We start from the raw sequence: 23,324 nt of genomic DNA, 5'->3' as shown, positions 1-23,324 counted from the left end.
AGAGAGCGCTATGCAGGATACTCAACCACCAGGCGGCGGGGGGCGACACGACCTTCATCGTCCATCTCCCCCATGCCAATAAACTTGCCGTCATCGCCTTCCGTCACGCGTACCAGCCCTTCCAGCGGGGCGCCTGTCGTCCGTACCGGATTACCATTTTTAAAGTAAACCGACGATGTTAAAGGCAAATTAACAACAGGATAGTCCGATGCCGGACTGTCCATTGGCATCAGCAAAGGATCAAGCAGCTGAGCCGCCGGAATGTTCTGCTGTTCTGCCTGTTCGACCAGCTCACGCAGGTGTTCCAGCGTGACCATACGATCCACCGGATACTTGCTGACCGTCAAACGACGCAGATACGTTACGTGCGCGCCGCAGCCCAGCTTCTCACCGAGATCGTCAACGATGGTACGAATATAGGTGCCTTTGGAGCAGTGAACTTCCAGCTCCAGTTCGTTACCTTCATGACGGATAAACAGCAGCTCATAGACGGTAATCGGGCGCGCTTCACGCGGCACTTCAATGCCCTGACGCGCATATTCGTACAGCTTCTTACCCTGATACTTCAGCGCCGAATACATCGACGGAATCTGCTCGATATCGCCGCGGAAAGTCTCCAGCGCGCTCGCCAGTTGTTCTGCGGTGAAGGTTACCGGACGCTCCTGCACGATCTGCCCATCGGCATCGGAAGTGTCAGTACGCTGGCCCAGACGGGCAACCACGCGATAGCGTTTGTCAGAATCCAGCAAATACTGTGAAAACTTTGTCGCTTCACCAAGGCAGATAGGCAGCATGCCTGTCGCCAGCGGATCCAACGCGCCGGTATGTCCCGCGCGGTTGGCATTGTAGATGCGCTTTACTTTTTGCAGCACGTCATTGCTGGACATGCCCTGCGGCTTATCCAGCAGCAGGACACCATGAATATCGCGACCACGACGACGAGGACGACTCATCAGTCCTCCTTGCTGTCGTCCGCTGGGTTCACACGACGCTCATCGTCATGTTTCACCACGCTGGTCACCAGGTTGGACATGCGCATCCCTTCAACCAACGAGTTGTCGTAGAAGAAGGTCAGCTCAGGCACGATACGCAGACGCATTGCTTTACCCAGCAGAGAGCGGATAAAACCAGAGGCTTCCTGCAGTGCCTTAATGCCGTTTTTCACGGCAGCTTCGTCCTGATCGTTGAGGAAAGTCACGAATACTTTGGCATATGCCAGATCACGGGACATCTCAACACCCGATACGGTGGTCATCATGCCAACACGCGGGTCTTTGATTTCGCGTTGCAGGATGAGTGCGATTTCTTTCTGCATCTCCTGCGCGACACGCTGCGGGCGACCAAATTCTTTCGCCATAATAAATTCTCCAGACAAAAAAGGGGCATTCAGCCCCTTTTGAAAATAATTCGGTGATTAGGCTGTAGGCCTGATAAGCGTAGCGCCATCAGGCATTACATTGCCGGATGTCGGCGTAAACGCCTTATCCGGCCTACACCCGAACAACCTTAAGCAATTGTACGTTTGATCTCGATGATCTCGAACACTTCGATCATATCGCCAACGCGAACGTCGTTGTAGTTCTTAACGCCGATACCACATTCCATACCGTTACGGACTTCGTTGACGTCATCTTTGAAGCGGCGCAGGGATTCCAGCTCGCCTTCATAGATAACCACGTTGTCGCGCAGTACGCGGATTGGGTTGTGACGTTTAATCGTGCCTTCGGTAACCATACAGCCTGCGATAGCGCCGAATTTCGGTGATTTGAACACATCACGAACTTCAGCCAGACCAATGATCTGCTGTTTCAGTTCCGGAGACAGCATGCCGCTCATCGCTGCTTTCACTTCGTCGATCAGATGATAGATGACGGAGTAGTAACGCAGATCCAGGCTTTCTGATTCGATAACTTTACGTGCAGAGGCATCAGCACGTACGTTGAAGCCAACCAGAATCGCGTTGGATGCCGCAGCCAGGGTCGCGTCGGTTTCGGTGATACCACCTACGCCAGAACCGATGATCTTCACTTTTACTTCGTCGGTAGACAGTTTCAGTAAAGAGTCGGAAATCGCTTCTACAGAACCCTGTACGTCAGCCTTCAGCACGATGTTCACTTCGTGAACTTCGCCTTCGGTCATGTTGGCGAACATGTTCTCAAGTTTAGATTTCTGCTGACGAGCCAGTTTAACTTCACGGAATTTGCCCTGACGGTACAGTGCAACTTCACGCGCTTTCTTCTCGTCACGAACAACAGTAACTTCGTCACCCGCAGCCGGAACACCGGACAGACCGAGGATTTCCACCGGAATGGACGGACCTGCTTCCAGTACTTCCTGACCCAGTTCGTTACGCATCGCACGAACGCGGCCGTATTCGAAACCACACAGAACGATATCGCCCTTGTTCAGGGTACCTTCGCGAACCAGGACGGTAGCAACCGGGCCACGACCTTTATCCAGGAAGGATTCGATAACCGCACCGCTCGCCATACCTTTACGCACAGCTTTCAGTTCCAGAACTTCGGCCTGCAGCAGGATCGCATCCAGCAGTTCGTCGATACCGGTACCCGCTTTCGCAGAAACGTGAACGAACTGGCTCTCGCCGCCCCACTCTTCCGGCATGATGCCGTACTGGGACAGTTCGTTTTTAACGCGATCTGGATCCGCTTCTGGTTTATCGATTTTGTTGACTGCAACAACTACCGGCACACCTGCCGCTTTCGCGTGCTGGATAGCTTCGATAGTCTGCGGCATCACGCCGTCGTCTGCTGCAACAACCAGAACAACGATATCCGTTGCCTGAGCACCACGAGCACGCATGGAGGTAAACGCGGCGTGACCCGGGGTGTCCAGGAAGGTGATCATACCGTTGTCAGTTTCAACGTGGTACGCACCGATGTGCTGAGTAATGCCGCCCGCTTCGCCAGAGGCCACTTTCGTTGAACGAATGTAGTCCAGCAGAGACGTTTTACCGTGGTCAACGTGACCCATGATGGTCACTACCGGTGCGCGCGGTTCAGCCGCAGCGCCGGTGTCACGGTCGCTCATTACTGCTTCTTCCAGCTCGTTTTCACGACGCAGGATAACTTTGTGGCCCATCTCTTCGGCAACCAGCTGTGCGGTTTCCTGGTCGATGACCTGGTTGATGGTCGCCATTGCGCCCAGTTTCATCATTGCTTTGATGACCTGAGAGCCTTTGACCGCCATCTTGTTCGCCAGATCGCCAACGGTGATGGTTTCGCCGATCACAACGTCACGGTTAACGGCCTGAGCTGGCTTCTGGAAGCCCTGCTGCAGAGCGGAACCTTTACGCTGCTTACCGCCTTTACCGCCGCGAACCGCTGCACGTGCTTCTTCACGGTCAGCTTTAGATTCAGCGTGTTTGTTACCTTTCTTCGCCGGACGCGCTGCTTTAGTGCTGCGAGTACGACCACGACCGCCTTCAACTTCACGATCGTTCTCGTCTTCAGCCTGGCGAGCATGCTGAGAGGTGGTGACGTGATAATCACTGGTGTCTTCGACAGGTTCAGCGTTATTCACACCATTTTTCTCGTTTTCTTCCGCCATACGGCGAGCTTCTTCCGCTACGCGGCGCGCTTCTTCTTCAAGCTTGCGACGTGCTTCTTCTTCCGCTTTACGCTTCAGTTCTGCGGCTTCATTTTCACGGCGGGCTTTTTCGGCCTGGGCGGTTTTAGTCATATCGTCGGTCTGTTGATTGCTCACTTTGTCTTTTTCCGCAGCTTCACGTTTCGCTTTATCAGCGGCTTCACGCTTAGCTTGTTCTGCGGCCTCACGTTCGGCTTTTTGTTGCGCCTCGCGTTTGGCAGCTTCTTCTGCCTCACGACGGGCTTGCTCTTCCGCTTCACGCTGCGCCTGCTCTTCCGCGGCAAGGCGTTCAGCCTCTTGCGGATCGCGTTTCACAAAGGTGCGTGTCTTGCGGACTTCGATTTGTACCGATTTGCTTTTTCCACCGGTACCTGGAATATTGAGAGTACTGCGCGTTTTACGCTGCAATGTCAACTTATCCGGCGCTGAGCCGTTTTCACGGTTCAAATGCGCCAGTAAGGTTTGTTTCTCTTGTGCGGACACAGAGTCGTCAGCAGACTTCGGGATACCGGCATCAGCAAATTGCTGTACCAGGCGATCTACGGAAGTCTGTATCTCTGCAGCCAGCGTTTTTACGGTTACATCTGTCATACTGTTCCTTCCTGCTACAGTTTATTACGCTTCGTCGCCGAACCAGCAAATATTACGGGCAGCCATAATCAGCTCACCGGCTTTTTCGTCGGTCAACCCTTCGATATCAGCCAGATCATCAATGCCCTGTTCAGCGAGATCTTCCAGCGTACAAACACCACGGGCCGCCAGTTTGAAGGCCATCTCACGATCCAATCCTTCCAGATTCAGCAGATCGTCAGCCGGTTTGTTATCACCGAGGCTTTCTTCCTGGGCCAGTGCCAGAGTGGTCAGTGCGTTTTTAGCACGCTCGCGCAGCGCTTCAACGGTCTGTTCATCCAGACCGTCAATTTCCAGCAGTTCTTTCATTGGCACGTAGGCCAGTTCTTCCAGCGTCGCAAAACCTTCTTCCACCAGAACGGTCGCGAAATCTTCATCGATATCGAGATATTTGGTGAAGGTATCGATGGCTGCATGTGCTTCAGCCTGATGCTTCGCTTGCAGGTCATCAACGGTCATCACGTTGAGTTCCCAACCGCTCAGTTGTGAAGCCAGGCGGACGTTCTGACCATTACGTCCAATCGCCTGAGCCAGGTTACCGGCTTCAACCGCGATATCCATGGTGTGTTTGTCTTCATCCACCACGATAGAAGCGACGTCTGCTGGTGCCATTGCGTTAATCACGAACTGCGCCGGGTTATCATCCCACAGGACGATATCGATACGCTCGCCGCCCAGTTCGGTAGAAACCGCCTGAACGCGCGCACCGCGCATACCAACACAGGCGCCGACCGGATCAATACGCTTGTCGTTGGTCTTAACGGCGATTTTCGCGCGCGATCCCGGATCGCGAGCAGCCGCTTTAATTTCGATAACTTCTTCGCCGATTTCCGGCACTTCAATGCGGAACAGCTCAATCAGCATTTCCGGCTTGGAACGGGTTACGAACAGCTGTGCACCGCGCGCTTCCGGGCGAACTGAGTACAGAACACCACGAATACGGTCACCAGGGCGGAAGTTTTCACGCGGCAGCATGTCTTCACGCAGGATCACAGCTTCAGCATTGCTGCCCAGATCCAGAGAAATGTTGTCGCGGTTTACTTTCTTCACCACACCGGTGACGATTTCGCCTTCGTGTTCGCGGAACTGATCAACAACCATTGCGCGTTCAGCTTCACGTACTTTCTGTACGATAACCTGCTTCGCGGTCTGGGTGGTGATACGGTCAAAGGTGACAGATTCAATCTGATCTTCAACATATTCGCCCACGTTCAGACTTTCGTCTTCGAAGCGTGCCGCTTCCAGCGTAATTTCTTTGGTCGGCTGAGTAACTTCTTCTACGATTACCCAACGACGGAAGGTATCGAAATCACCGCTTTTACGATCGATTTCTACGCGAACGTCGATCTCTTGCTCATATTTTTTCTTTGTTGCTGTAGCCAGCGCACTTTCCAGCGCTTCAAAAATTTTCTCGCGTGGCAGCGCTTTTTCGTTGGATACGGCTTCAACAACAGCCAAAATTTCTTTGTTCATCGCGGGCTTTTCACCTCAATCCAGACTGTTAAAAGTGGGGAACCAGGTTCGCCTTCTGGATATTACTCAGCGCGAACACTTCATCTTTGCCTTCGACTGTGACCGTGATCATCTCACCGTCCACCGCTTTGATAACGCCCTGCCATTTACGACGGTTTTGTACCGCCATACGAAGAACCAGCGTGATTTCTTCACCCAGGAAACGCACGTAGTGTTCAGCTGTGAATAGAGGACGGTCGAGACCCGGAGAGGAGACTTCCAGGTTATAGGCAACGGTGATTGGGTCTTCGACATCCATCACGGCGCTTACCTGATGGCTCACATCAGCACAATCATCAACATTGATGCCATCTTCACTATCAATATAGATGCGCAGTGTGGATGTGCGACCACGAATAAATTCGATGCCGACCAGTTCGTAGCCCAGGGCTTCAACTGGCGCTGTAATCATCTCTGTTAATTTTTGCTCTAATGTGGACAAGCCCACCCCCAAGACATAAAAAAAGGGCCTAAAGCCCAGTTATTCTGTAGTCAGATAACAAAAAACCCCGATAAATCGGGGCTTTAGATAACTGAACCCTATAACCGCACCTGCGGTTCGGAGAACCTTCCGAAAGAATTTTTTTCAAATCCAGCTACGAAGGCCTAAGTCTTCACAGTATATTTGAAAAAGAACTCTAAGGGAAAGTGGTTGCGGGGGCCGGATTTGAACCGACGACCTTCGGGTTATGAGCCCGACGAGCTACCAGGCTGCTCCACCCCGCGCCTGAAACGTGGCAAATTTTACTCGTTTTGGGTAAAAAATGCAAATACTGCTGGGATTTGGTACCGAGACGGGACGTAAAATCTGCGCACAGTATATTGATTCACTATGCGTTATGTCAACCTTGTTACGACTATGCAAACCAATGAATGCTGCCCAGCGCTAGCCCAGCAAGATAAATATGCCGCCCACGCCGTTATTTAACGAAATTATCACTAAACTCTTCCTGTCATCCAGAAAAGATGATTAAATGAAAACTCATTTATTTTGCATAAAAATGCAATTAGCATAATAAGCCAACCTCTTCACCAGTCTATCAAGCAGGGTTTTATTTTATGACGACGATTCTCAAGCATCTCCCGGTAGGTCAACGTATTGGTATCGCTTTTTCCGGCGGCCTGGACACCAGTGCAGCACTGCTGTGGATGCGACAAAAAGGGGCTGTCCCATATGCATATACTGCGAATTTGGGCCAGCCGGATGAGGATGACTATGACGCCATTCCTCGCCGTGCAATGGAATATGGTGCTGAGAATGCTCGCCTGGTAGATTGCCGTAAGCAGCTGGTTGCCGAAGGGATCGCTGCCATTCAGTGCGGTGCCTTCCACAACACCACTGGCGGACTGACCTATTTCAATACCACCCCGCTGGGCCGCGCCGTGACCGGCACCATGCTGGTTGCCGCCATGAAAGAAGATGGTGTAAACATCTGGGGCGACGGTAGCACCTATAAAGGTAACGATATTGAACGTTTCTATCGTTACGGTCTGCTGACCAACGCCGAACTGCAGATTTACAAACCATGGCTGGATACCGATTTTATCGATGAACTCGGTGGTCGCCATGAGATGTCCGAATTTATGATTGCCTGTGGTTTCGACTACAAAATGTCCGTTGAGAAAGCGTACTCAACAGACTCCAATATGCTCGGTGCGACTCACGAAGCAAAAGATCTGGAATTCCTGAACTCCAGCGTCAAAATCGTTAACCCGATTATGGGCGTGAAGTTCTGGGATGAGAGCGTGAAGATCCCCGCAGAAGAAGTGACCGTGCGTTTTGAACAGGGTCATCCGGTTGCTCTGAACGGTAAAACCTTCAGCGACGACGTTGAGATGATGCTGGAAGCCAACCGTATCGGCGGCCGTCACGGTCTGGGTATGAGCGATCAGATTGAAAACCGTATCATTGAAGCGAAGAGCCGTGGCATCTACGAAGCCCCGGGGATGGCATTGCTGCATATCGCCTACGAGCGTCTGCTGACCGGTATTCACAACGAGGATACCATCGAGCAGTATCACGCGCACGGTCGCCAGCTAGGTCGTCTGCTGTATCAGGGCCGCTGGTTCGACTCTCAGGCGCTGATGCTGCGTGACGGTCTGCAACGTTGGGTTGCCAGCCAGATTACCGGTGAAGTGACGCTGGAACTGCGTCGCGGTAATGACTACTCAATCCTCAACACCGTGTCTGACAATCTGACGTACAAACCAGAACGTCTGACGATGGAAAAAGGCGACTCCGTATTCTCTCCGGACGACCGTATCGGTCAGTTGACCATGCGTAATCTGGATATCACCGATACCCGCGAGAAGCTGTTCGGCTATGCGCAGTCTGGCCTGCTGACCGCCTCTTCCGCAACCGGCCTGCCGCAGGTTGAGAATCTGGAAAATAAGGCGAAGTAAAGATTCACTATCTTAAGGCCGCGAAAGCGGCCTTTTTTATGCGCGGAATATAGGATGTCTGTAGGCCTGATAAGCGTAGCGCCATCAGGCGTTGTAATAATGTCGGATAAGGCGTTAACGCCTTATCCGACCTACAGGATAGCCACAAATAACAGACGAAAAAAAAGACGCTTTGCAGCGTCTTTTTTTTGGAATTTGGTACCGAGGATGGGACTCGAACCCACAAGCCCGTTAGGGCACTACCACCTCAAGGTAGCGTGTCTACCAATTCCACCACCTCGGTACAGAATACTTAGCGTGGGATATCGCTGGTCGGCTGAGCCGGAGCAGCTGGCTGAGTTTGCTCGGTTTTCGCCGGTGCGCTCAGATTTTCCCACTCACTTCCTTTATTGGTCTTGTTGCTGTTCATGTTACCCAGCACCAGACTGATGATGAAGAACAAGGTTCCCAATACAGCTGTCATACGGGTCATGAAGTTACCAGAACCACTTGAACCAAACAGAGTACCAGAAGCGCCTGCGCCAAAAGAGGCTCCCATATCAGCGCCTTTGCCTTGCTGCAGCATGATCAAGCCTACCAGGCCAATTGCCACAATAAGGAAAACTACTAAAAGAGCTTCGTGCATAATCAACCTGTTCCTTGCGGAGTTGCCGCGTACAATGCTTCGACCATTAAAGCGGGAATATTTACTGTTTCCCACTGAAGCGGGTGTGAATACTAACCAAAGCGAATAACCTTCGCAAGGGCAATTTGTTAGCATTGTATCAACTGCGGAAAAAATCGCCATATCAATCAAAAACGCAGCAACTTCTCCCAGCATCTCTGCATAACGGCACGTTGATCTTCAAGATTCGCCCATACCACAACGGGGATTTCACAAATCAGGTCTGTATTTTCTGGCCAGCAGTGAATAATTTGCTGATTCACCAACTCTTCCGCCACCATCGATTCAGGTAACCAGGCCATTCCCATATGGCGCAGTACCATTTCTCGTATCGTTTCGCTTAAACCACTCTCAAATACTTTTTTTAGCCGTGGGCGGACGCGTTGTTCTGCCGACTCAATAATACGTCTGACAAAGGTGTAGTCGCTGTAGCATAGCCACGGAATCGGAGCATGCGGATCATTAAGCGCATCAGCCAACTGGGCGGAAATAACCGGTATAAATCGCTCATACCGCCATAGGGAACGTTTTAACCCTCCGGCGATCTCCAGCCCCGGCTGGGCAGACGGTAAATCGTAGGTTACCAGTAAATCAATTTGCCGGTTCATCAGGGCATTGAAGTGGTTGTCTATCCCCTGGATACTGGCGTTTACCGTAAAGTTTAACTGCGGCTCACTCTGTCGCAGGTAGTTGATCATATCCGGCAGGATATTCACCGACAGCGTATGCAGGCTAACCATCACCAGCGTGTTATCCGTTGCTGGCGTCATCGCCGACAGCTCATGGCTTGCCTCTCTTAACGTGCTGAGAACGTGCCGGGCATAAGGTTCAAAGCGTTCACCATAGCGCGTCAACGTGACGGGGGTCGTTGTCCGGTCAAACAAAGGTACGCCCAGCACCTCTTCCAGGGCCTTTATACGCCGACTCAGCGCAGGTTGAGTAATATGCCGCTGCGCCGCGGCCTGAGAGTAGTTTCCATGCTGGCTCAAGGCCAGAAAATCTTCCAGCCACTTACAATCCACGTTGTGCTCTCCGCCATGCCATAACCGCATCCTCCAATAACAAATCGGTAATAGTCATAGTTATAGTAATGGCTTTATGGTGGGCATCATAACAACAATATTTCGTTTCACCTGCCGACTCTCACCCTCGACGTTTGACAGGACCGCTATGTTTACTTTATTGACCAATGCCCGTGTTTTTTCTCCTGAGGATTTAGGCCTCTGCTCCCTGCTCATTCATGCCGACCGAATTGTGGCGGTAGAAAAAGATATTTCATTGTTTGATGGCATCAACGAGGTCATCGATTGTCGGGGTAAATGGGTTATCCCTGGTATCATCGATCAGCATGTTCATCTTACCGGTGGCGGTGGTGAAGCCGGATTTGCCAGTCGGACGCCCGCCGTCAAGCTGCGCGACCTGATTCAGGCAGGTATTACCACGGTGGTTGGCGTGTTAGGCACCGATGCCATTTCTCGTTCACCCAAAGACCTCTACGCAAAAATGCAGTCTCTCAACCTTGAGGGATTACGCGCGTTTATGCACACGGGAGCCTACGCCGTTCCCAGCCCAACTATTACGCGATCCATCCGCGATGATATGGCCTTCATTCCGGCAATTCTTGGTGTAAAAATCGCCCTCGCCGATCACCGCGGTTCTTACCCCTCTTTCCAGGAGTTGCTGAGGATAGTGAGCGATATTCGCGTCGCTTCCCTGCTGGCTGGGAAAAAAGGCTTGCTGCATGTGCACCTGGGGAATCTGCCGGAAGGGATGTCGCAACTTATTGAGCTGTGTGATGCGGGTATTCCGATTCACCATATTTCACCGACGCATGTTGCGAGAACTGAGCCCTTGTTCGAACAGGCGATTGCTTTCGCCCATCGCGGCGGCCATATCGATGTTACGTCCGGTGGCAGTCGTTTTATGCCTCAGGAGCAAGCGATTCTCCACGCACTCGAAGCACAGGTTCCGGCGGAGCGCATCACGATCAGTTCTGACGGCAATGGCAGCGTTCCGCGCTTTAACGCTCAGGGTATCGTTGAAGGTTTAAGCGCGGCACCGGTCGCAGGCAATCTTAACCTGCTACCTCGCCTGATTGATGTCGGGATTCCGGTGCCACAGGCCATCGCGATGCTGACGGCAAACGTTGCGCGCTCGCTGGGTATTTCCGGGGGCGTGCTCTGCGCCGGGGAACGTGCCGATATCTGTGTACTCAATGATGACCTCTCGCTGGCCCATCTGTTTGCCGCGGGTAAACCGTTGCTGCGGGATGGCGAGTGCCTGGTTACCGGCAACTTCGAGTAAGGGGGCAAGAATGTCATTGCTACTGGCGCTAATCGCCATCATTTTTGCCGGACGTCTGATCCTCAAAAAATATCACCCCCAGTCGGTACTGTTATTGACCGGGATTGTGCTGTTGCTTATCGCGCATTTTAGCGGAATGACCTCACTCAGTGGCCTGGTGAAAAAGAGCACCGGATTTGGCCCCTTTGACGCCTTTGAGTTTATTCGCGATACCCTGAGCGTGCGTCTCGGCGGCCTCGGACTGCAAATTATGCTGATTGGTGGTTTTGCCACCTACATGTCAGCCATTGGCGCAAGCCAGGTACTGGTTCGGGTGACGTCTCGTCCTTTGCAACGGCTGAACTCGCCATATCTGCTGCTGGGGCTGGCACTGCTATTGGGTCAATTCCTGTCGCTGTTTATCAGCAGCGCCACCGGATTGGGTCTGCTGCTGATGGCGACGCTTTACCCGCTGCTTACCCGTCTTGGCTGTAGCCGCGCCGCGGTTGCCGCCGTTATCGCCAGTACCTGTGCGGTTGAGTTTGGCCCCGGCTCCGGCAACTCTGTTCTCGCCGCCAAAACCGCAGGCATCGAGGTCGTGAACTATTTCGTGCAGGATCAGTTGCCGATCGTTGTGCCCGTCATTCTTTTCATCGCCCTGCTGCATATTGTTGTGCAACGCTTTTTTGACCGTCGGGAAAGTGGCGACAATGCAGCTCAGCAAATGCAGACATTAACGGCGACTGATGAAGCCGACGCACCTATCGCCTGGCTGTTTCTGCCCATGCTGCCGCTGGTATTGATGCTGGTGTGCAGCGATTTAGTATTCAGCTCTCTCAAGATCACGCTGGATACCGCCGTACTGATAAGCCTCGCTATTACGCTGGTTTGTGAGTACTGCCGTCATCGCAAGGCGCGCGAGGTGATGGCTGGCGTACAAAAGGTTTTCGACAGCATGGGCAGCGTTTTTGCCACCGTCGTGACACTGATTATCGCCGGTGAAGTCTTTTCCGCCGGACTGAAAGCCATTGGTGCCGTTGACGCACTGTTGTCACTTTCCGGTGAATTTGGCCTCAGCGCCGCCTCTATTATCCTGCTGATGACCCTGATCACCTTCGCAATTTCAGCGCTGATGGGCTCCGGGAATGCGGCATTTTTCTCCTTCGCACCCATGGTGCCGGACATCAGCCGTCATATCGGTAGCGATATCGCTGTCATGATGTTGCCTATCCAGATCTCGGCGGGTATTGGTCGTACGCTATCGCCCATCGCCGGCGTAATCATTGCTATCGCAGGGATTGCAGGTGTCTCGCCTGTGGATATTGTTAAGCGTACCGCGATTCCGATGCTGGGCGGTTGGCTACTGATGATTGCGTTAACCTTTGCCCGGTCTGGGCATCTGCTGGCGGTTCTGCCGTGGCTGGCAGTCCTTGTGCTACTGATGGTCGGTGGTTACTTCTGGCAGCGCCGACGTAAACAGCCGCTTGCCGTACAGTAAAAAAAAGCCGGAGTCTCAGACTCCGGCTTTCACTTTCTTCGGAATTACGCCGCTTTCACAGCATCGGCAATACGGTGGGCGAATTCAGTCACCTGCGCTTCGTCTTCACCTTCAACCATCACACGAATTAACGGTTCGGTACCAGACTTACGCAGCAGGACGCGTCCACGGTTACCCAGCGCCGCTTCCACTTCCGCCATCACCGCTTTCACATTTTCATGTTCCAGTGGATCGCCGCTACCTGCTGTGTATCGTACGTTAACCAGCAGCTGTGGGAACATTTTCATGCCACTGCACAGGTCGTGCAAGCTCATATGGTTGCGTACCATCGCCGCCAGCACCTGCAGACCCGCCACGATACCGTCACCAGTGGTGGTTTTGTCCAGCAGGATCACATGACCTGAGTTTTCGGCACCGATACGCCAGCCTTTTTCCTGCATTTTTTCCAGCACATAGCGGTCGCCAACTTTTGCACGGGCAAACGGAATGCCCAGCTGTTTCAGCGCCAGCTCGAGGCCCATGTTGCTCATCAGCGTACCTACCGCGCCACCGCGCAGCTGACCCTGACGCAGGGCTTCACGGGCGATGATGTACATGATCTGATCGCCATCGACCTTATTACCTTCGTGGTCAACCATAATGACGCGGTCGCCATCGCCATCCAGCGCAATACCCAGATCGGCTTTTTCCGCAATCACGCGCGCCTGCAGAGCACGGACGTCGGTGGCGCCGACTTCTTCATTGATATTCACACCGTTTGGCTCACAGCCAATGGCAATCACGTTTGCACCCAGTTCACGCAGTACATTTGGCGCAATGTGGTACGTCGCACCGTTAGCGCAATCCACCACAATTTTAAGCTCATTCAGACTCAGTTCGTTCGGGAAGGTGCCTTTGCAAAACTCGATATAGCGACCGGCAGCATCAACGATACGCGTGGCTTTACCCAGTTCAGCGGAATCCACGCAGGTGATCGCTTTTTCCATCTCGGCTTCAATGGCTTCTTCCACTGCATCCGGCAGTTTAGTCCCGTCGGTAGAGAAGAATTTAATCCCGTTGTCATAGTACGGGTTGTGAGAAGCGGAGATAACAATCCCGGCCTCAGCACGGAAGGCGCGCGTCAGATACGCAACGGCGGGTGTTGGCATTGGCCCTGTGAATGAGGCTGAGAGTCCGGCGGCAGCCAGGCCCGCTTCCAGCGCAGACTCCAGCATATAGCCGGAAATACGCGTATCTTTACCGATAATAATTTTACGTGAACCATGACGAGCAAGCACTTTCCCTGCAGCCCAGCCCAGCTTGAGCACAAAGTCAGGAGTAATTGGGGCATCGCCTACGCGACCGCGGATCCCATCAGTGCCAAAATATTTACGATTACTCATAGCGTTTTTTTTCCTTTGCAGACAATGTGGCTTCCACCACACGCATCGCTTCTACGGTTTCTTTGACGTCATGGACACGAACGATCTGCGCCCCCTGCATTGCGGCAATCACCGCGCACGCAAGGCTACCGCTCAGGCGTTCAGATGGCCCCACATTCAGTAACTGGCCAACCATTGATTTTCGTGACATCCCAACCAGCAATGGCAGATTAAAATGATGAAACTCAGACAAACGTGCCAGTAATGTGTAGTTGTGAGTGAGATTTTTACCGAATCCGAATCCGGGGTCGAGCAACAATTTATCTTTTGTGATTCCAGCCCGCTCGCAACGTGCTATTTGCTCAACAAAGTAACGGTTTACCTCAGCAAAAACATCCTCATACTTTGGTGCTTCCTGCATGGTTTTCGGCTGCCCCTGCATATGCATCAGGCAAACCGGCAATCCGGTTTCCGCTGCGGCTTCCAGCGCTCCAGGCTCCGAGAGCGAGCGAATATCATTGATGATATGCGCGCCAACTCTGGCGCATTCGCGAATCACTTCGGGTTTTGAGGTATCGACCGAAATCCACACTTCAAAACGCTGAGCAATCGCCTCGACCACTGGGATCACTCGCTGCAACTCTTCTTCCACACTCACATCTGCTGCGCCCGGGCGCGTGGACTCACCGCCCACATCAATGATAGTCGCCCCGGCGTTAATCATCAGGTTTGCGTGTTTTACCGCCTCAACCAGAGAGTTGTGCGCTCCACCATCGGAAAATGAGTCTGGCGTGACGTTCAAAATCCCCATGACGTGCGGATGGCTGAGATCCAGTGAAGAACCCTGAGCAAAGAGTTTCATAGTTTTATCCCTGGTAAAATCTTGAATATGCAGATAAGAAAAACCCCGGAGCAAGCCCCAGGGTTTTCAATTAAAACACGGTCATCATCAACGATAACTTATTTGTCGCCCAGTTGCTCTGACATAGTGCCAGAGTCCGGCGCACGCGGTTCATCAACCGGACGCGGTGCACTCGGCTTACCGGTGCTACCAGAGTTGTTGTTAGAAGAACCCGGTTCTTCCCAACCCGCTGGCGGACGTACGTCGCGGCGAGCCATTAGATCGTCAATCTGCGGCGCATCGATGGTCTCATATTTCATGAGCGCATCTTTCATTGAGTGCAGAATGTCCATGTTTTCGTTCAGCAAACGACGTGCACGGTCATAGTTACGCTCAATCAGCAGCTTAACTTCCTGATCGATAATGCGAGCGGTTTCATCGGACATGTGTTTCGCTTTCGCCACAGAACGTCCCAGGAACACTTCGCCTTCTTCTTCAGCGTACAGCAACGGACCGAGTTTATCGGAGAAGCCCCACTGAGTAACCATGTTACGCGCCAGATTAGTCGCGACTTTAATGTCGTTCGACGCACCGGTAGAAACATGTTCAGCACCGTAGATGATCTCTTCCGCCAGACGGCCACCGTACAGTGTGGAGATCTGACTTTCCAGTTTCTGACGGCTGGCGCTGATTGCGTCGCCTTCAGGCAGGAAGAAGGTCACACCCAGCGCACGACCGCGCGGGATAATCGTTACTTTGTGCACCGGATCGTGTTCCGGTACCAGGCGACCGATAATCGCGTGGCCAGCTTCGTGATACGCGGTAGATTCTTTCTGCGCTTCCGTCATCACCATGGAGCGACGTTCCGCACCCATCATGATTTTGTCTTTCGCTTTTTCGAACTCAACCATCGACACTACGCGCTTGTTGCCACGAGCAGCAAACAGCGCCGCTTCGTTCACCAGGTTCGCGAGGTCCGCACCGGAGAAGCCAGGCGTGCCACGTGCAATGATTGCCGCATCGATATCCGGAGACAGCGGTACGCGACGCATATGCACTTTCAGGATCTGTTCACGACCGCGAACGTCTGGCAAACCAACCACAACCTGACGGTCGAAACGGCCTGGACGCAGCAGCGCAGGGTCAAGAACGTCCGGACGGTTAGTTGCTGCGATAACGATAATACCTTCGTTACCTTCGAAGCCGTCCATCTCAACCAGCATCTGGTTCAGCGTCTGTTCACGTTCATCGTGACCACCGCCCAGACCTGCGCCACGCTGGCGACCTACGGCGTCGATTTCATCGATGAAGATGATGCACGGTGCCGCTTTCTTGGCTTGTTCGAACATGTCACGCACACGAGATGCACCGACACCCACGAACATTTCCACGAAATCAGAACCGGAAATTGTGAAGAATGGAACCTTCGCTTCACCTGCGATAGCTTTCGCCAGCAGGGTTTTACCCGTACCCGGAGGACCAACCATCAGGACGCCTTTCGGGATTTTACCGCCCAGTTTCTGGAAACGGCTCGGTTCGCGCAGATACTCAACCAGCTCAGCGACTTCTTCTTTTGCTTCGTCACAACCCGCAACGTCAGCAAAAGTCGTTTTGATCTGATCTTCCGTTAGCATGCGCGCTTTGCTCTTGCCGAACGACATGGCACCTTTGCCACCACCGCCCTGCATCTGACGCATGAAGAAGATCCAGACACCAATCAGCAGCAGCATTGGGAACCAGGAAATGAAGATAGAAGCCAGCAGGCTCGGCTCTTCAGGTGGTTCGCCAACAACCTTGACGTTTTTGGTCAGCAGGTTATCAAGCAGCTTCGGATCGTTAACCGGGATGTAGGTCGTGTAACGGTTACTATCTTTCTTGGTAACGTTAATCTCACGTCCGTTGATCTTCGCTTCACGAACCTGGTCCTGATTGACCTCTTGCAGGAAGGTAGAGTAATCAACCTTACGGCCATTAGACTCGCTGGGCCCAAAGCTCTGGAATACTGACATCAGCACAACGGCAATGACCAGCCAGAGAATTAGGTTTTTCGCCATGTCACTCAAGGGATTAACCTCATATTACAACTGTGTTAAAAACAGCGTCAGGATACTCTATATCCAGTTTCTTTCAAACTTTCGTTTGAAATCTGCCGGTTATGGTTTACGCCCGGTCGCTACAATATACACTTCACGCGAACGGGCGCGAGAAGAGTCCGGCTTACGAACTTTGACCTTCGTAAACAGGGAGCGAATTTCTCTTAGATACTCATCGAAGCCTTCGCCCTGGAACACCTTCACTACAAAACTACCACCTGGCGCTAATACATCACGAGCCATTCCAAGCGCCAGCTCTACCAGATACATGGCCCGGGGAATATCCACCGCCGGTGTTCCACACATATTTGGCGCCATATCAGACATGACAACTTGTACTTTACTGTCACCTACGCGTTCAAGTAACGCTTTCAGGACTAATTCATCACGAAAGTCGCCCTGAAGGAAGTCCACACCAACGATTGGATCCATAGGTAAAAGATCGCAAGCGATAATGCGGCCGGTGTTGCCGATCTGCGTAACTGCATATTGCGACCAGCCACCGGGTGCAGCACCGAGATCAACTATTGTCATCCCCGGTTTAAAAATTTTGTCACTTTGCTGTATTTCATCAAGTTTAAACCAGGCACGGGAACGTAACCCCTTTTTCTGCGCCTGTTGAACATATTTATCGCTAAAGTGTTCCTGAAGCCAGCGACTCGAGCTGGCAGAACGCTTTTTACCTGTCATTTCACATTCCCAAAGGGCAGTTCATCGTAACCAATGGTGTAAATTTCTACACAGCTATTTGGTGATATATGGGAGATGGCGGTAGAATGACCCGTTTTCAATCCCAACGTAAGCAAAAATATACGATGAATCTGAGTACTAAACAAAAACAGCACCTGAAAGGTCTGGCACATCCGCTCAAGCCTGTAGTTATGCTTGGCAATAATGGTTTGACCGAAGGGGTACTGGCCGAGATTGAACAAGCGTTAGAGCACCATGAACTTATCAAGGTGAAAATCGCCTCGGAAGATCGCGATACTAAAACCTTGATCGTGGAAGCTATCGTACGCGAAACCGGCGCCTGCAATGTACAGGTCATCGGCAAAACGCTGGTACTGTATCGCCCGACTAAAGAACGTAAAATCTCGCTGCCACGCTAAGAATATCCCAAAGTTGCACACGAAGTTTGTGTAAAACGCGGGGTTTTCCGCTAGCAGGAGAGCAAAATGCCACGCTCTCTTCGTTGATAAAAGGCCGCTATGCGGCCTTTTTCCTTTCTTTACAATGTATCAACATCTTAACCAAGATGCGAATTACAGGTATTCTACCTTCGTCACTTCATATTCCACTTCGCCGCCCGGCGTTTTGATAACTACGACGTCATCCTGCTCTTTACCGATCAGGCCACGAGCGATAGGCGAGTTCACTGAAATCAGGTTCTGTTTAAAATCGGCTTCATCATCGCCGACAATACGCCAGGTCTGCTCTTCATCGTTATCGAGATTCAGAACGGTAACCGTCGCACCGAAAACAACGCGGCCATTGTTCGGCATTTTAGTAACGTCGATTACCTGCGCGTTGGACAGTTTAGCTTCGATATCTTTAATGCGTCCTTCGCAGAAACCCTGCTGTTCGCGCGCCGCGTGATACTCCGCGTTCTCTTTCAGGTCACCGTGCTCACGCGCTTCAGCGATAGCGGCAATAATTTCAGGACGGCGCACAGATTTCAGAAAATCCAGCTCTTCGCGCAGTTTTTCAGCACCACGTAAGGTCATCGGGATAGCTTGCATTTGTTATACCTCTTGAACATTCCTGTAGGGGGTAGTTGCTCTCACCCCGGCTGCTAAGCCCACCCTGGCGTGTGTCATACCAGAGTCAGAAGCAAAAAAATACCGACCCGGGGCTCAAGGTCCCAGGTCAGCTACAATTCTCTATTTGATGATCATTTTACCCTGGAGTTCCTTATGGGTCATCGTTTACTTTTTGGGGCGTTGCGCCGTAGTATGACGGCCTGTTTCCAGGTTGTTAGCGCGAGATTATGCGATTTTCCAGATTTACCATCGGATTGACTGCCAGTATAGCGTTCAGCGTTCAGGCTGCGAACGTCGACGAGTATATCAATCAGCTCCCTGCCGGGGCCAACCTCGCCCTTATGGTACAGAAGGTTGGCGCTCCTGCACCCGCTATTGATTTTCATAGCCAGCAGATGGCGCTGCCCGCCAGTACCCAGAAAGTAATCACCGCGCTGGCGGCATTGATTCAGCTCGGGCCTGACTTTCGTTTTACCACCACGCTTGAGACCAAAGGCAGCGTGGAAGGCGGCGTATTGAAAGGTGACTTAGTGGCACGATTTGGTGCCGATCCGACGCTAAAACGCCAGGATATTCGCAATATGGTGGCAACCCTGAAAAAATCAGGTGTGACGCAAATTGCCGGGAATGTCCTGATCGACACCTCTATTTTTGCCAGTCATGATAAAGCGCCCGGCTGGCCCTGGAACGACATGACGCAGTGTTTTAGTGCACCGCCCGCAGCGGCTATTGTCGATAGAAACTGTTTCTCAGTTTCACTCTACAGCGCGCAAAAACCCAACGATCTCGCCTTTATTCGCGTGGCATCTTATTACCCGGTCACCATGTTCAGTCAGGTGCGTACTCTCGCCCGAGGTTCTGCGGAAGCGCAATATTGTGAACTGGATGTAGTTCCCGGCGATCTCAACCGCTATACGCTGACCGGATGCCTGCCACAACGTGCCGATCCGCTGCCGCTGGCGTTCGCCATTCAGGACGGTGCCAGCTATGCCGGGGCAATTATCAAAGATGAGCTAAAACAAGCAGGTATCACCTACAGCGGTACACTGCTGCGGCAGACGTTGGTCAACGAACCAGGAACGGTGGTCGCCAGTAAGCAGTCTGCGCCGCTACATGACCTGCTTAAGATTATGCTGAAAAAATCGGACAACATGATTGCCGATACCGTTTTCCGTATGATTGGTCATGCCCGATTTAACGTGCCGGGCACCTGGCGGGCGGGTTCTGACGCCGTGCGCCAGATTTTGCGTCAGCAGGCAGGCGTCGATATCGGCAACACTATTATTGCCGACGGCTCTGGCCTCTCCCGCCATAACCTGATTGCCCCAGCGACCATGATGCAGGTGCTGCAATATATCGCTCAACACGATAACGAGCTGAACTTTATCACTATGCTGCCGCTGGCGGGCCACGACGGCTCTCTGCAATACCGTGCGGGTCTGCATCAGGCTGGTGTGGATGGCAAAGTATCGGCGAAGACAGGCTCGCTGCAGGGGGTTTATAACCTCGCAGGTTTCATCACCACGGCAAGCGGCCAACGCATGGCATTCGTGCAGTATTTATCTGGTTATGCGGTAGAGCCAGCTGACCAGCGTAATCGCCGTATTCCGTTGGTGCGCTTCGAGAGCCGGTTGTACAAGGATATTTATCAGAACAACTAAATGGGTAATTTGATTGCCGGATGGCGGCATTAACGTGCCTTATCCGGCCTACAGTGAGACCTGGAAACAAAAACCCCGGCAACATGGCCGGGGTTTTTAATGCGATTAACGCTTGTAGATGAACTCAACGCCTTCTTCGTCGTCTTCGTCCCAATCGTCATCCCAGTCATCTTCCGCTTCGTCTTCGACTTCAGCGAGCTGCTGGCGGTGATAATCATCCCACATGAACTCAACTTTCTCTGGCTGTTTCGCTTCTTCAGCCTGAACAATCGGGTTCTCGATGATAAAGGTCATCACATCCCAGCAGAGATCTTTCACGCCCAGTTGGCTGGCGGCAGAGATCAGGTAATATTTACCTTCCCAACCCAACGCTTCGGCGATCGCTTTCGCTTTCTCTTCCGCTTCAGCCTTGTCCATCAAATCAATTTTGTTGAACACTAACCAGCGCGGTTTAGATGCCAGATCCTGACTGTATTTTTCCAGTTCGCCAATAATGATACGTGCGTTTTCAACTGGATCAGAGCCATCAATCGGATCGATATCGATGAGGTGAAGCAGTACACGGCAACGTTCCAGGTGTTTCAGGAAGCGGATGCCCAGGCCTGCGCCTTCAGCCGCGCCTTCAATCAGTCCCGGAATGTCGGCAACCACGAAGCTCTTTTCGTTGTCCATACGCACCACGCCCAGGCTCGGCACCAGGGTGGTAAACGGATAATCAGCGACTTTCGGCTTCGCCGCGGACACCGCACGGATAAAGGTCGATTTCCCAGCGTTTGGCATGCCCAGCATACCCACGTCCGCCAGCAGCATCAGCTCCAGCATCAGATCGCGCTTATCACCCGGCGTACCCATTGTTTTCTGACGCGGAGTACGGTTAACCGAGGATTTGAAACGGGTGTTGCCCAGACCGTGCCAGCCACCTTTAGCGACCATCAGACGCTGACCGTGTTTGGTCATGTCGCCCATGGTTTCGCCCGTGCCCTGATCGATAACACGCGTACCAACAGGTACTTTAATGGTAACGTCTTTGCCACGCTTACCGGTGCAATCACGGCTCGCGCCATTCTGACCACGTTCCGCACGGAATGATTTTTCAAAACGGTAATCGATCAGCGTGTTCAGGTTTTCGTCGGCTTCCAGCCAAACGTCACCACCGTCACCACCATCACCACCGTCCGGACCGCCTTTTGGGATGTACTTTTCGCGGCGGAAGCTGACGCAACCATTACCGCCATCACCTGCAACGACCAGAATCGATGCTTCATCAACAAACTTCATTTTACTCTCCGTAAATCATTCGCCTGAGCGGGGTTGCGAAACCACCGTTTCATGCTTACGTAAACCGCCCCAAATTCGATGACCAATGGCGGAATACATCGCGCCCGCAACCACGATAAACGCACCGAGATAACCTAATAGGTTTAGCATCGGTCTGGCGAAGAAATCGGGCCAGGCCAGTGATAATAAATCTGAAAATAACAACGTAAACAGCGGTGTGAGCGTGATAAGAGCGCTCACCTGCGCCGCCTGCCAACGCGCCATTGCTTCCGCGAGAGCGCCATATCCTACCAGCGTATTCAGGCCGCAGAATATCAGGCATGCCAGCTGCCAGTCGCTGAGCTGCGTGATGACACCGGGTTTAGCCAGCGGCAACAACGCAATCGTACATAAAGTGTACAGTAAAAACAGGATCTGCGGTGATGCCAGGCGGCGCAATAACACCTTTTGCGCGACCCCATAGCTCACCCAGACCATCGCCGCACCGACACCAAAGATAACGCCCCAGGTGTAATCGGTGAGTCGGGTAAAAATTTCGATCAGACTGGTATTAAAAAACAGGACCAGGCCGCTCAGAAGCATAATGGCGCCAATCACCTGCGTGCCGCGCATCTTTTCTTTCAGGATAAAGACGCTGGCGATCATCATACCAACCGGTGACAGCTGACCGATAACCTGCGAAGCCGTTGGGCTCAAATACTGCAAGGATGAACTAAACAGAATGAAGTTACCGAACAACCCACCGGTTGCGATAGCCAGCAACACCAGCCAACGCGCTTTGCGAAAAATACGCAACGGAGGGAGCTTTTTTTTAACCGCAAGAATAGCGCCAAGGCCAACGCTTGCCATTAAAAAACGGTAGAACACCACGGTAGGAGGCTCCATCACCTCCAGCACTTGCTTCATTGCTATTGGCAAAGCGCCCCAACATACTGCCGTTGTGAGTGCTAACAGAATACCAATGCCTGCCTGCTGCTTCATGCCGTATTCCCTGCAAGGGCTCGTTTCCGGGTTGTCACGGCGCGACGAGCGTATTTACCGGCCGTCGAATGTAAAAAGCCCCGCAACGTGTTGCGGGGCTTTTATCCGTTACCGGGACGCGAAAAACTTATTCAGCAACGATGCTGATGAATTTACGGTTTTTCGGGCCTTTCACTTCAAATTTCACTTTACCGTCTGCTTTAGCAAACAGAGTGTGGTCTTTGCCGCAACCAACGTTGGAGCCAGCGTGGAATTTAGTACCACGTTGACGAACGATGATGCTACCAGCCAGAACTGTTTCACCGCCGAAGCGTTTTACGCCCAGACGTTTAGCTTCTGAATCGCGACCGTTACGAGTCGAGCCGCCAGCCTTTTTATGTGCCATTTAATCTGCTCCCCTTAACTTAAGCGCTGATGCCAGTGATTTTCACATCAGTGAACCACTGACGATGGCCCTGCTGCTTACGGTAGTGTTTACGACGACGAAACTTAACAATTTTAACTTTCTCGCCACGACCGTGAGCAACGACTTCAGCTTTGATAACGCCGCCATCAACGAAAGGAACGCCGATTTTGACTTCTTCACCGTTTGCGATCATCAGAACTTCTGCGAATTCAACAGATTCGCCAGTTGCGATGTCCAGCTTTTCCAGGCGAACGGTCTGACCTTCGCTTACTCGGTGTTGTTTACCACCACTTTGGAAAACCGCGTACATAAAAAACTCCGCTTCCGCGCACACCTTTTTGATGATT

21 protein-coding genes and 2 tRNA genes are annotated in these 23,324 nt (G+C 52.3%); 5 read left to right on the top strand and 18 right to left on the bottom strand.

The genetic code is table 11. The features are described 5' to 3' along the window. Positions 1-8: 8 nt before the first annotated feature. The 6 genes from truB to OGX83_RS04180 all read right to left on the bottom strand — a co-directional run bounded on the left by truB (position 9) and on the right by OGX83_RS04180 (position 6,474). Positions 9-953 carry a tRNA pseudouridine(55) synthase TruB gene (gene truB, locus OGX83_RS04205; protein WP_003828704.1) on the bottom strand — a complete coding sequence of 315 codons (945 nt, stop codon included), beginning with the start codon at positions 951-953 and terminating at the stop codon, positions 9-11. After that, positions 953-1,357 carry a 30S ribosome-binding factor RbfA gene (gene rbfA / locus OGX83_RS04200; protein ID WP_003024988.1) on the bottom strand — a complete coding sequence of 135 codons (405 nt, stop codon included), beginning with the start codon at positions 1,355-1,357 and terminating at the stop codon, positions 953-955. Before rbfA ends, truB begins: the two co-directional genes overlap by 1 nt. A 149-nt stretch (positions 1,358-1,506) precedes the next feature. Beyond that, a complete protein-coding gene (gene infB / locus OGX83_RS04195) occupies positions 1,507-4,197 on the bottom strand; it encodes a translation initiation factor IF-2 (RefSeq protein WP_003828710.1) in 2,691 nt (896 codons plus the stop codon). 24 nt (positions 4,198-4,221) lie between these two features. Continuing rightward, the gene (nusA, locus tag OGX83_RS04190; RefSeq protein ID WP_003024992.1) at positions 4,222-5,709 is read right to left on the bottom strand and encodes a transcription termination factor NusA; all 1,488 of its coding nucleotides are present in this window, start codon (positions 5,707-5,709) and stop codon (positions 4,222-4,224) included. A 28-nt stretch (positions 5,710-5,737) separates the two neighbouring features. Further along, entirely contained in the window at positions 5,738-6,190 is a 453-nt protein-coding gene (gene rimP, locus OGX83_RS04185) for a ribosome maturation factor RimP (protein ID WP_286576975.1), read from the bottom strand. A 207-nt stretch (positions 6,191-6,397) separates the two neighbouring features. After that, a tRNA-Met gene (locus tag OGX83_RS04180) sits at positions 6,398-6,474 on the bottom strand. A gap of 333 nt (positions 6,475-6,807) precedes the next feature. Here OGX83_RS04180 and argG point away from each other — a divergent pair. Next, positions 6,808-8,151: an argininosuccinate synthase gene (argG, locus tag OGX83_RS04175; RefSeq protein WP_005131837.1), complete on the top strand. Its 1,344-nt coding sequence runs from the start codon at positions 6,808-6,810 to the stop codon at positions 8,149-8,151. A 196-nt stretch (positions 8,152-8,347) separates the two neighbouring features. Here the strand turns inward: argG and OGX83_RS04170 are convergent. The 3 genes from OGX83_RS04170 to OGX83_RS04160 form a co-directional block, all read right to left on the bottom strand. Continuing rightward, a tRNA-Leu gene (locus OGX83_RS04170) sits at positions 8,348-8,434 on the bottom strand. A 9-nt stretch (positions 8,435-8,443) separates the two neighbouring features. Then, positions 8,444-8,776: a preprotein translocase subunit SecG gene (secG, locus tag OGX83_RS04165; RefSeq protein ID WP_003025000.1), complete on the bottom strand. Its 333-nt coding sequence runs from the start codon at positions 8,774-8,776 to the stop codon at positions 8,444-8,446. A 167-nt stretch (positions 8,777-8,943) separates the two neighbouring features. Further along, complete coding sequence (locus OGX83_RS04160; RefSeq protein ID WP_103014950.1) at positions 8,944-9,837, bottom strand: LysR family transcriptional regulator; 894 nt, start codon at positions 9,835-9,837, stop codon at positions 8,944-8,946. 148 nt (positions 9,838-9,985) lie between these two features. On the opposite strand from OGX83_RS04160, the gene iadA reads away from it, so the two are divergent. Both iadA and dcuC read left to right on the top strand, forming a co-directional pair. After that, positions 9,986-11,119 (top strand): beta-aspartyl-peptidase, encoded by a 1,134-nt coding sequence (gene iadA, locus OGX83_RS04155; RefSeq protein ID WP_063941608.1) that lies wholly within the window; start codon positions 9,986-9,988, stop codon positions 11,117-11,119. Positions 11,120-11,129: 10 nt separating this feature from the next. After that, positions 11,130-12,596 (top strand): C4-dicarboxylate transporter DcuC, encoded by a 1,467-nt coding sequence (dcuC, locus tag OGX83_RS04150; protein WP_003025006.1) that lies wholly within the window; start codon positions 11,130-11,132, stop codon positions 12,594-12,596. A gap of 44 nt (positions 12,597-12,640) precedes the next feature. Here dcuC and glmM read toward each other — a convergent pair whose 3' ends face one another. From glmM to rlmE, 4 genes are all read right to left on the bottom strand, one after another. Then, positions 12,641-13,978 carry a phosphoglucosamine mutase gene (gene glmM, locus OGX83_RS04145; protein WP_008785919.1) on the bottom strand — a complete coding sequence of 446 codons (1,338 nt, stop codon included), beginning with the start codon at positions 13,976-13,978 and terminating at the stop codon, positions 12,641-12,643. Beyond that, a complete protein-coding gene (folP, locus tag OGX83_RS04140) occupies positions 13,971-14,819 on the bottom strand; it encodes a dihydropteroate synthase (protein WP_048225717.1) in 849 nt (282 codons plus the stop codon). The genes glmM and folP overlap by 8 nt, the downstream gene beginning before the upstream one ends. A gap of 98 nt (positions 14,820-14,917) precedes the next feature. After that, positions 14,918-16,852: an ATP-dependent zinc metalloprotease FtsH gene (gene ftsH, locus OGX83_RS04135; protein ID WP_003025013.1), complete on the bottom strand. Its 1,935-nt coding sequence runs from the start codon at positions 16,850-16,852 to the stop codon at positions 14,918-14,920. Positions 16,853-16,951: 99 nt separating this feature from the next. Next, a complete protein-coding gene (gene rlmE / locus OGX83_RS04130) occupies positions 16,952-17,581 on the bottom strand; it encodes a 23S rRNA (uridine(2552)-2'-O)-methyltransferase RlmE (RefSeq protein WP_003025015.1) in 630 nt (209 codons plus the stop codon). A gap of 125 nt (positions 17,582-17,706) precedes the next feature. On the opposite strand from rlmE, the gene yhbY reads away from it, so the two are divergent. Continuing rightward, complete coding sequence (gene yhbY / locus OGX83_RS04125; protein ID WP_003025016.1) at positions 17,707-18,000, top strand: ribosome assembly RNA-binding protein YhbY; 294 nt, start codon at positions 17,707-17,709, stop codon at positions 17,998-18,000. A 153-nt stretch (positions 18,001-18,153) separates the two neighbouring features. Here yhbY and greA read toward each other — a convergent pair whose 3' ends face one another. Next, positions 18,154-18,630, bottom strand: a complete 477-nt coding sequence (greA, locus tag OGX83_RS04120; protein ID WP_003025019.1) for a transcription elongation factor GreA — start codon at positions 18,628-18,630, stop codon at positions 18,154-18,156. A gap of 248 nt (positions 18,631-18,878) precedes the next feature. On the opposite strand from greA, the gene dacB reads away from it, so the two are divergent. Further along, on the top strand, positions 18,879-20,312 hold the full coding sequence (gene dacB, locus OGX83_RS04115) for a serine-type D-Ala-D-Ala carboxypeptidase (RefSeq protein ID WP_032945109.1): 1,434 nt from the start codon (positions 18,879-18,881) through the stop codon (positions 20,310-20,312). Between the two features lie 105 nt (positions 20,313-20,417). On the opposite strand, the gene cgtA is transcribed toward dacB, so the two are convergent. The 4 genes from cgtA to rplU all read right to left on the bottom strand — a co-directional run bounded on the left by cgtA (position 20,418) and on the right by rplU (position 23,287). Beyond that, positions 20,418-21,590 (bottom strand): Obg family GTPase CgtA, encoded by a 1,173-nt coding sequence (gene cgtA / locus OGX83_RS04110; RefSeq protein ID WP_003828732.1) that lies wholly within the window; start codon positions 21,588-21,590, stop codon positions 20,418-20,420. Positions 21,591-21,605: 15 nt separating this feature from the next. Then, on the bottom strand, positions 21,606-22,571 hold the full coding sequence (locus tag OGX83_RS04105; protein ID WP_008785922.1) for a DMT family transporter: 966 nt from the start codon (positions 22,569-22,571) through the stop codon (positions 21,606-21,608). Positions 22,572-22,698: 127 nt separating this feature from the next. After that, on the bottom strand, positions 22,699-22,956 hold the full coding sequence (gene rpmA / locus OGX83_RS04100) for a 50S ribosomal protein L27 (protein ID WP_003025030.1): 258 nt from the start codon (positions 22,954-22,956) through the stop codon (positions 22,699-22,701). Between the two features lie 19 nt (positions 22,957-22,975). Continuing rightward, on the bottom strand, positions 22,976-23,287 hold the full coding sequence (gene rplU / locus OGX83_RS04095; RefSeq protein WP_003025032.1) for a 50S ribosomal protein L21: 312 nt from the start codon (positions 23,285-23,287) through the stop codon (positions 22,976-22,978). Positions 23,288-23,324: the final 37 nt, after the last annotated feature.

The organism is Citrobacter sp. Cpo074, from assembly GCF_030332745.1.
GTDB classification, from domain to species: Bacteria; Pseudomonadota; Gammaproteobacteria; order Enterobacterales; family Enterobacteriaceae; genus Citrobacter; species Citrobacter portucalensis.
The sequence above is the reverse complement of the archived record's forward strand: the minus strand, read 5'-3'. Positions and strand labels throughout refer to the sequence as shown.

Excerpts from the sequence above, each read along its gene's own strand:
- secG (WP_003025000.1), bottom strand. The coding sequence starts at position 8,776 with ATGCACGAAGCTCTTTTAGTAGTTTTCCTTATTGTGGCAATTGGCCTG.
- truB (WP_003828704.1), bottom strand. The coding sequence starts at position 953 with ATGAGTCGTCCTCGTCGTCGTGGTCGCGATATTCATGGTGTCCTGCTG.
- folP (WP_048225717.1), bottom strand. The coding sequence starts at position 14,819 with ATGAAACTCTTTGCTCAGGGTTCTTCACTGGATCTCAGCCATCCGCAC.
- infB (WP_003828710.1), bottom strand. The coding sequence starts at position 4,197 with ATGACAGATGTAACCGTAAAAACGCTGGCTGCAGAGATACAGACTTCC.
- ftsH (WP_003025013.1), bottom strand. The coding sequence starts at position 16,852 with ATGGCGAAAAACCTAATTCTCTGGCTGGTCATTGCCGTTGTGCTGATG.
- cgtA (WP_003828732.1), bottom strand. The coding sequence starts at position 21,590 with ATGAAGTTTGTTGATGAAGCATCGATTCTGGTCGTTGCAGGTGATGGC.
- nusA (WP_003024992.1), bottom strand. The coding sequence starts at position 5,709 with ATGAACAAAGAAATTTTGGCTGTTGTTGAAGCCGTATCCAACGAAAAA.
- rlmE (WP_003025015.1), bottom strand. The coding sequence starts at position 17,581 with ATGACAGGTAAAAAGCGTTCTGCCAGCTCGAGTCGCTGGCTTCAGGAA.
- greA (WP_003025019.1), bottom strand. The coding sequence starts at position 18,630 with ATGCAAGCTATCCCGATGACCTTACGTGGTGCTGAAAAACTGCGCGAA.
- yhbY (WP_003025016.1), top strand. The coding sequence starts at position 17,707 with ATGAATCTGAGTACTAAACAAAAACAGCACCTGAAAGGTCTGGCACAT.
- dacB (WP_032945109.1), top strand. The coding sequence starts at position 18,879 with ATGCGATTTTCCAGATTTACCATCGGATTGACTGCCAGTATAGCGTTC.
- dcuC (WP_003025006.1), top strand. The coding sequence starts at position 11,130 with ATGTCATTGCTACTGGCGCTAATCGCCATCATTTTTGCCGGACGTCTG.
- rbfA (WP_003024988.1), bottom strand. The coding sequence starts at position 1,357 with ATGGCGAAAGAATTTGGTCGCCCGCAGCGTGTCGCGCAGGAGATGCAG.
- argG (WP_005131837.1), top strand. The coding sequence starts at position 6,808 with ATGACGACGATTCTCAAGCATCTCCCGGTAGGTCAACGTATTGGTATC.
- glmM (WP_008785919.1), bottom strand. The coding sequence starts at position 13,978 with ATGAGTAATCGTAAATATTTTGGCACTGATGGGATCCGCGGTCGCGTA.
- OGX83_RS04105 (WP_008785922.1), bottom strand. The coding sequence starts at position 22,571 with ATGAAGCAGCAGGCAGGCATTGGTATTCTGTTAGCACTCACAACGGCA.
- rpmA (WP_003025030.1), bottom strand. The coding sequence starts at position 22,956 with ATGGCACATAAAAAGGCTGGCGGCTCGACTCGTAACGGTCGCGATTCA.
- rplU (WP_003025032.1), bottom strand. The coding sequence starts at position 23,287 with ATGTACGCGGTTTTCCAAAGTGGTGGTAAACAACACCGAGTAAGCGAA.
- iadA (WP_063941608.1), top strand. The coding sequence starts at position 9,986 with ATGTTTACTTTATTGACCAATGCCCGTGTTTTTTCTCCTGAGGATTTA.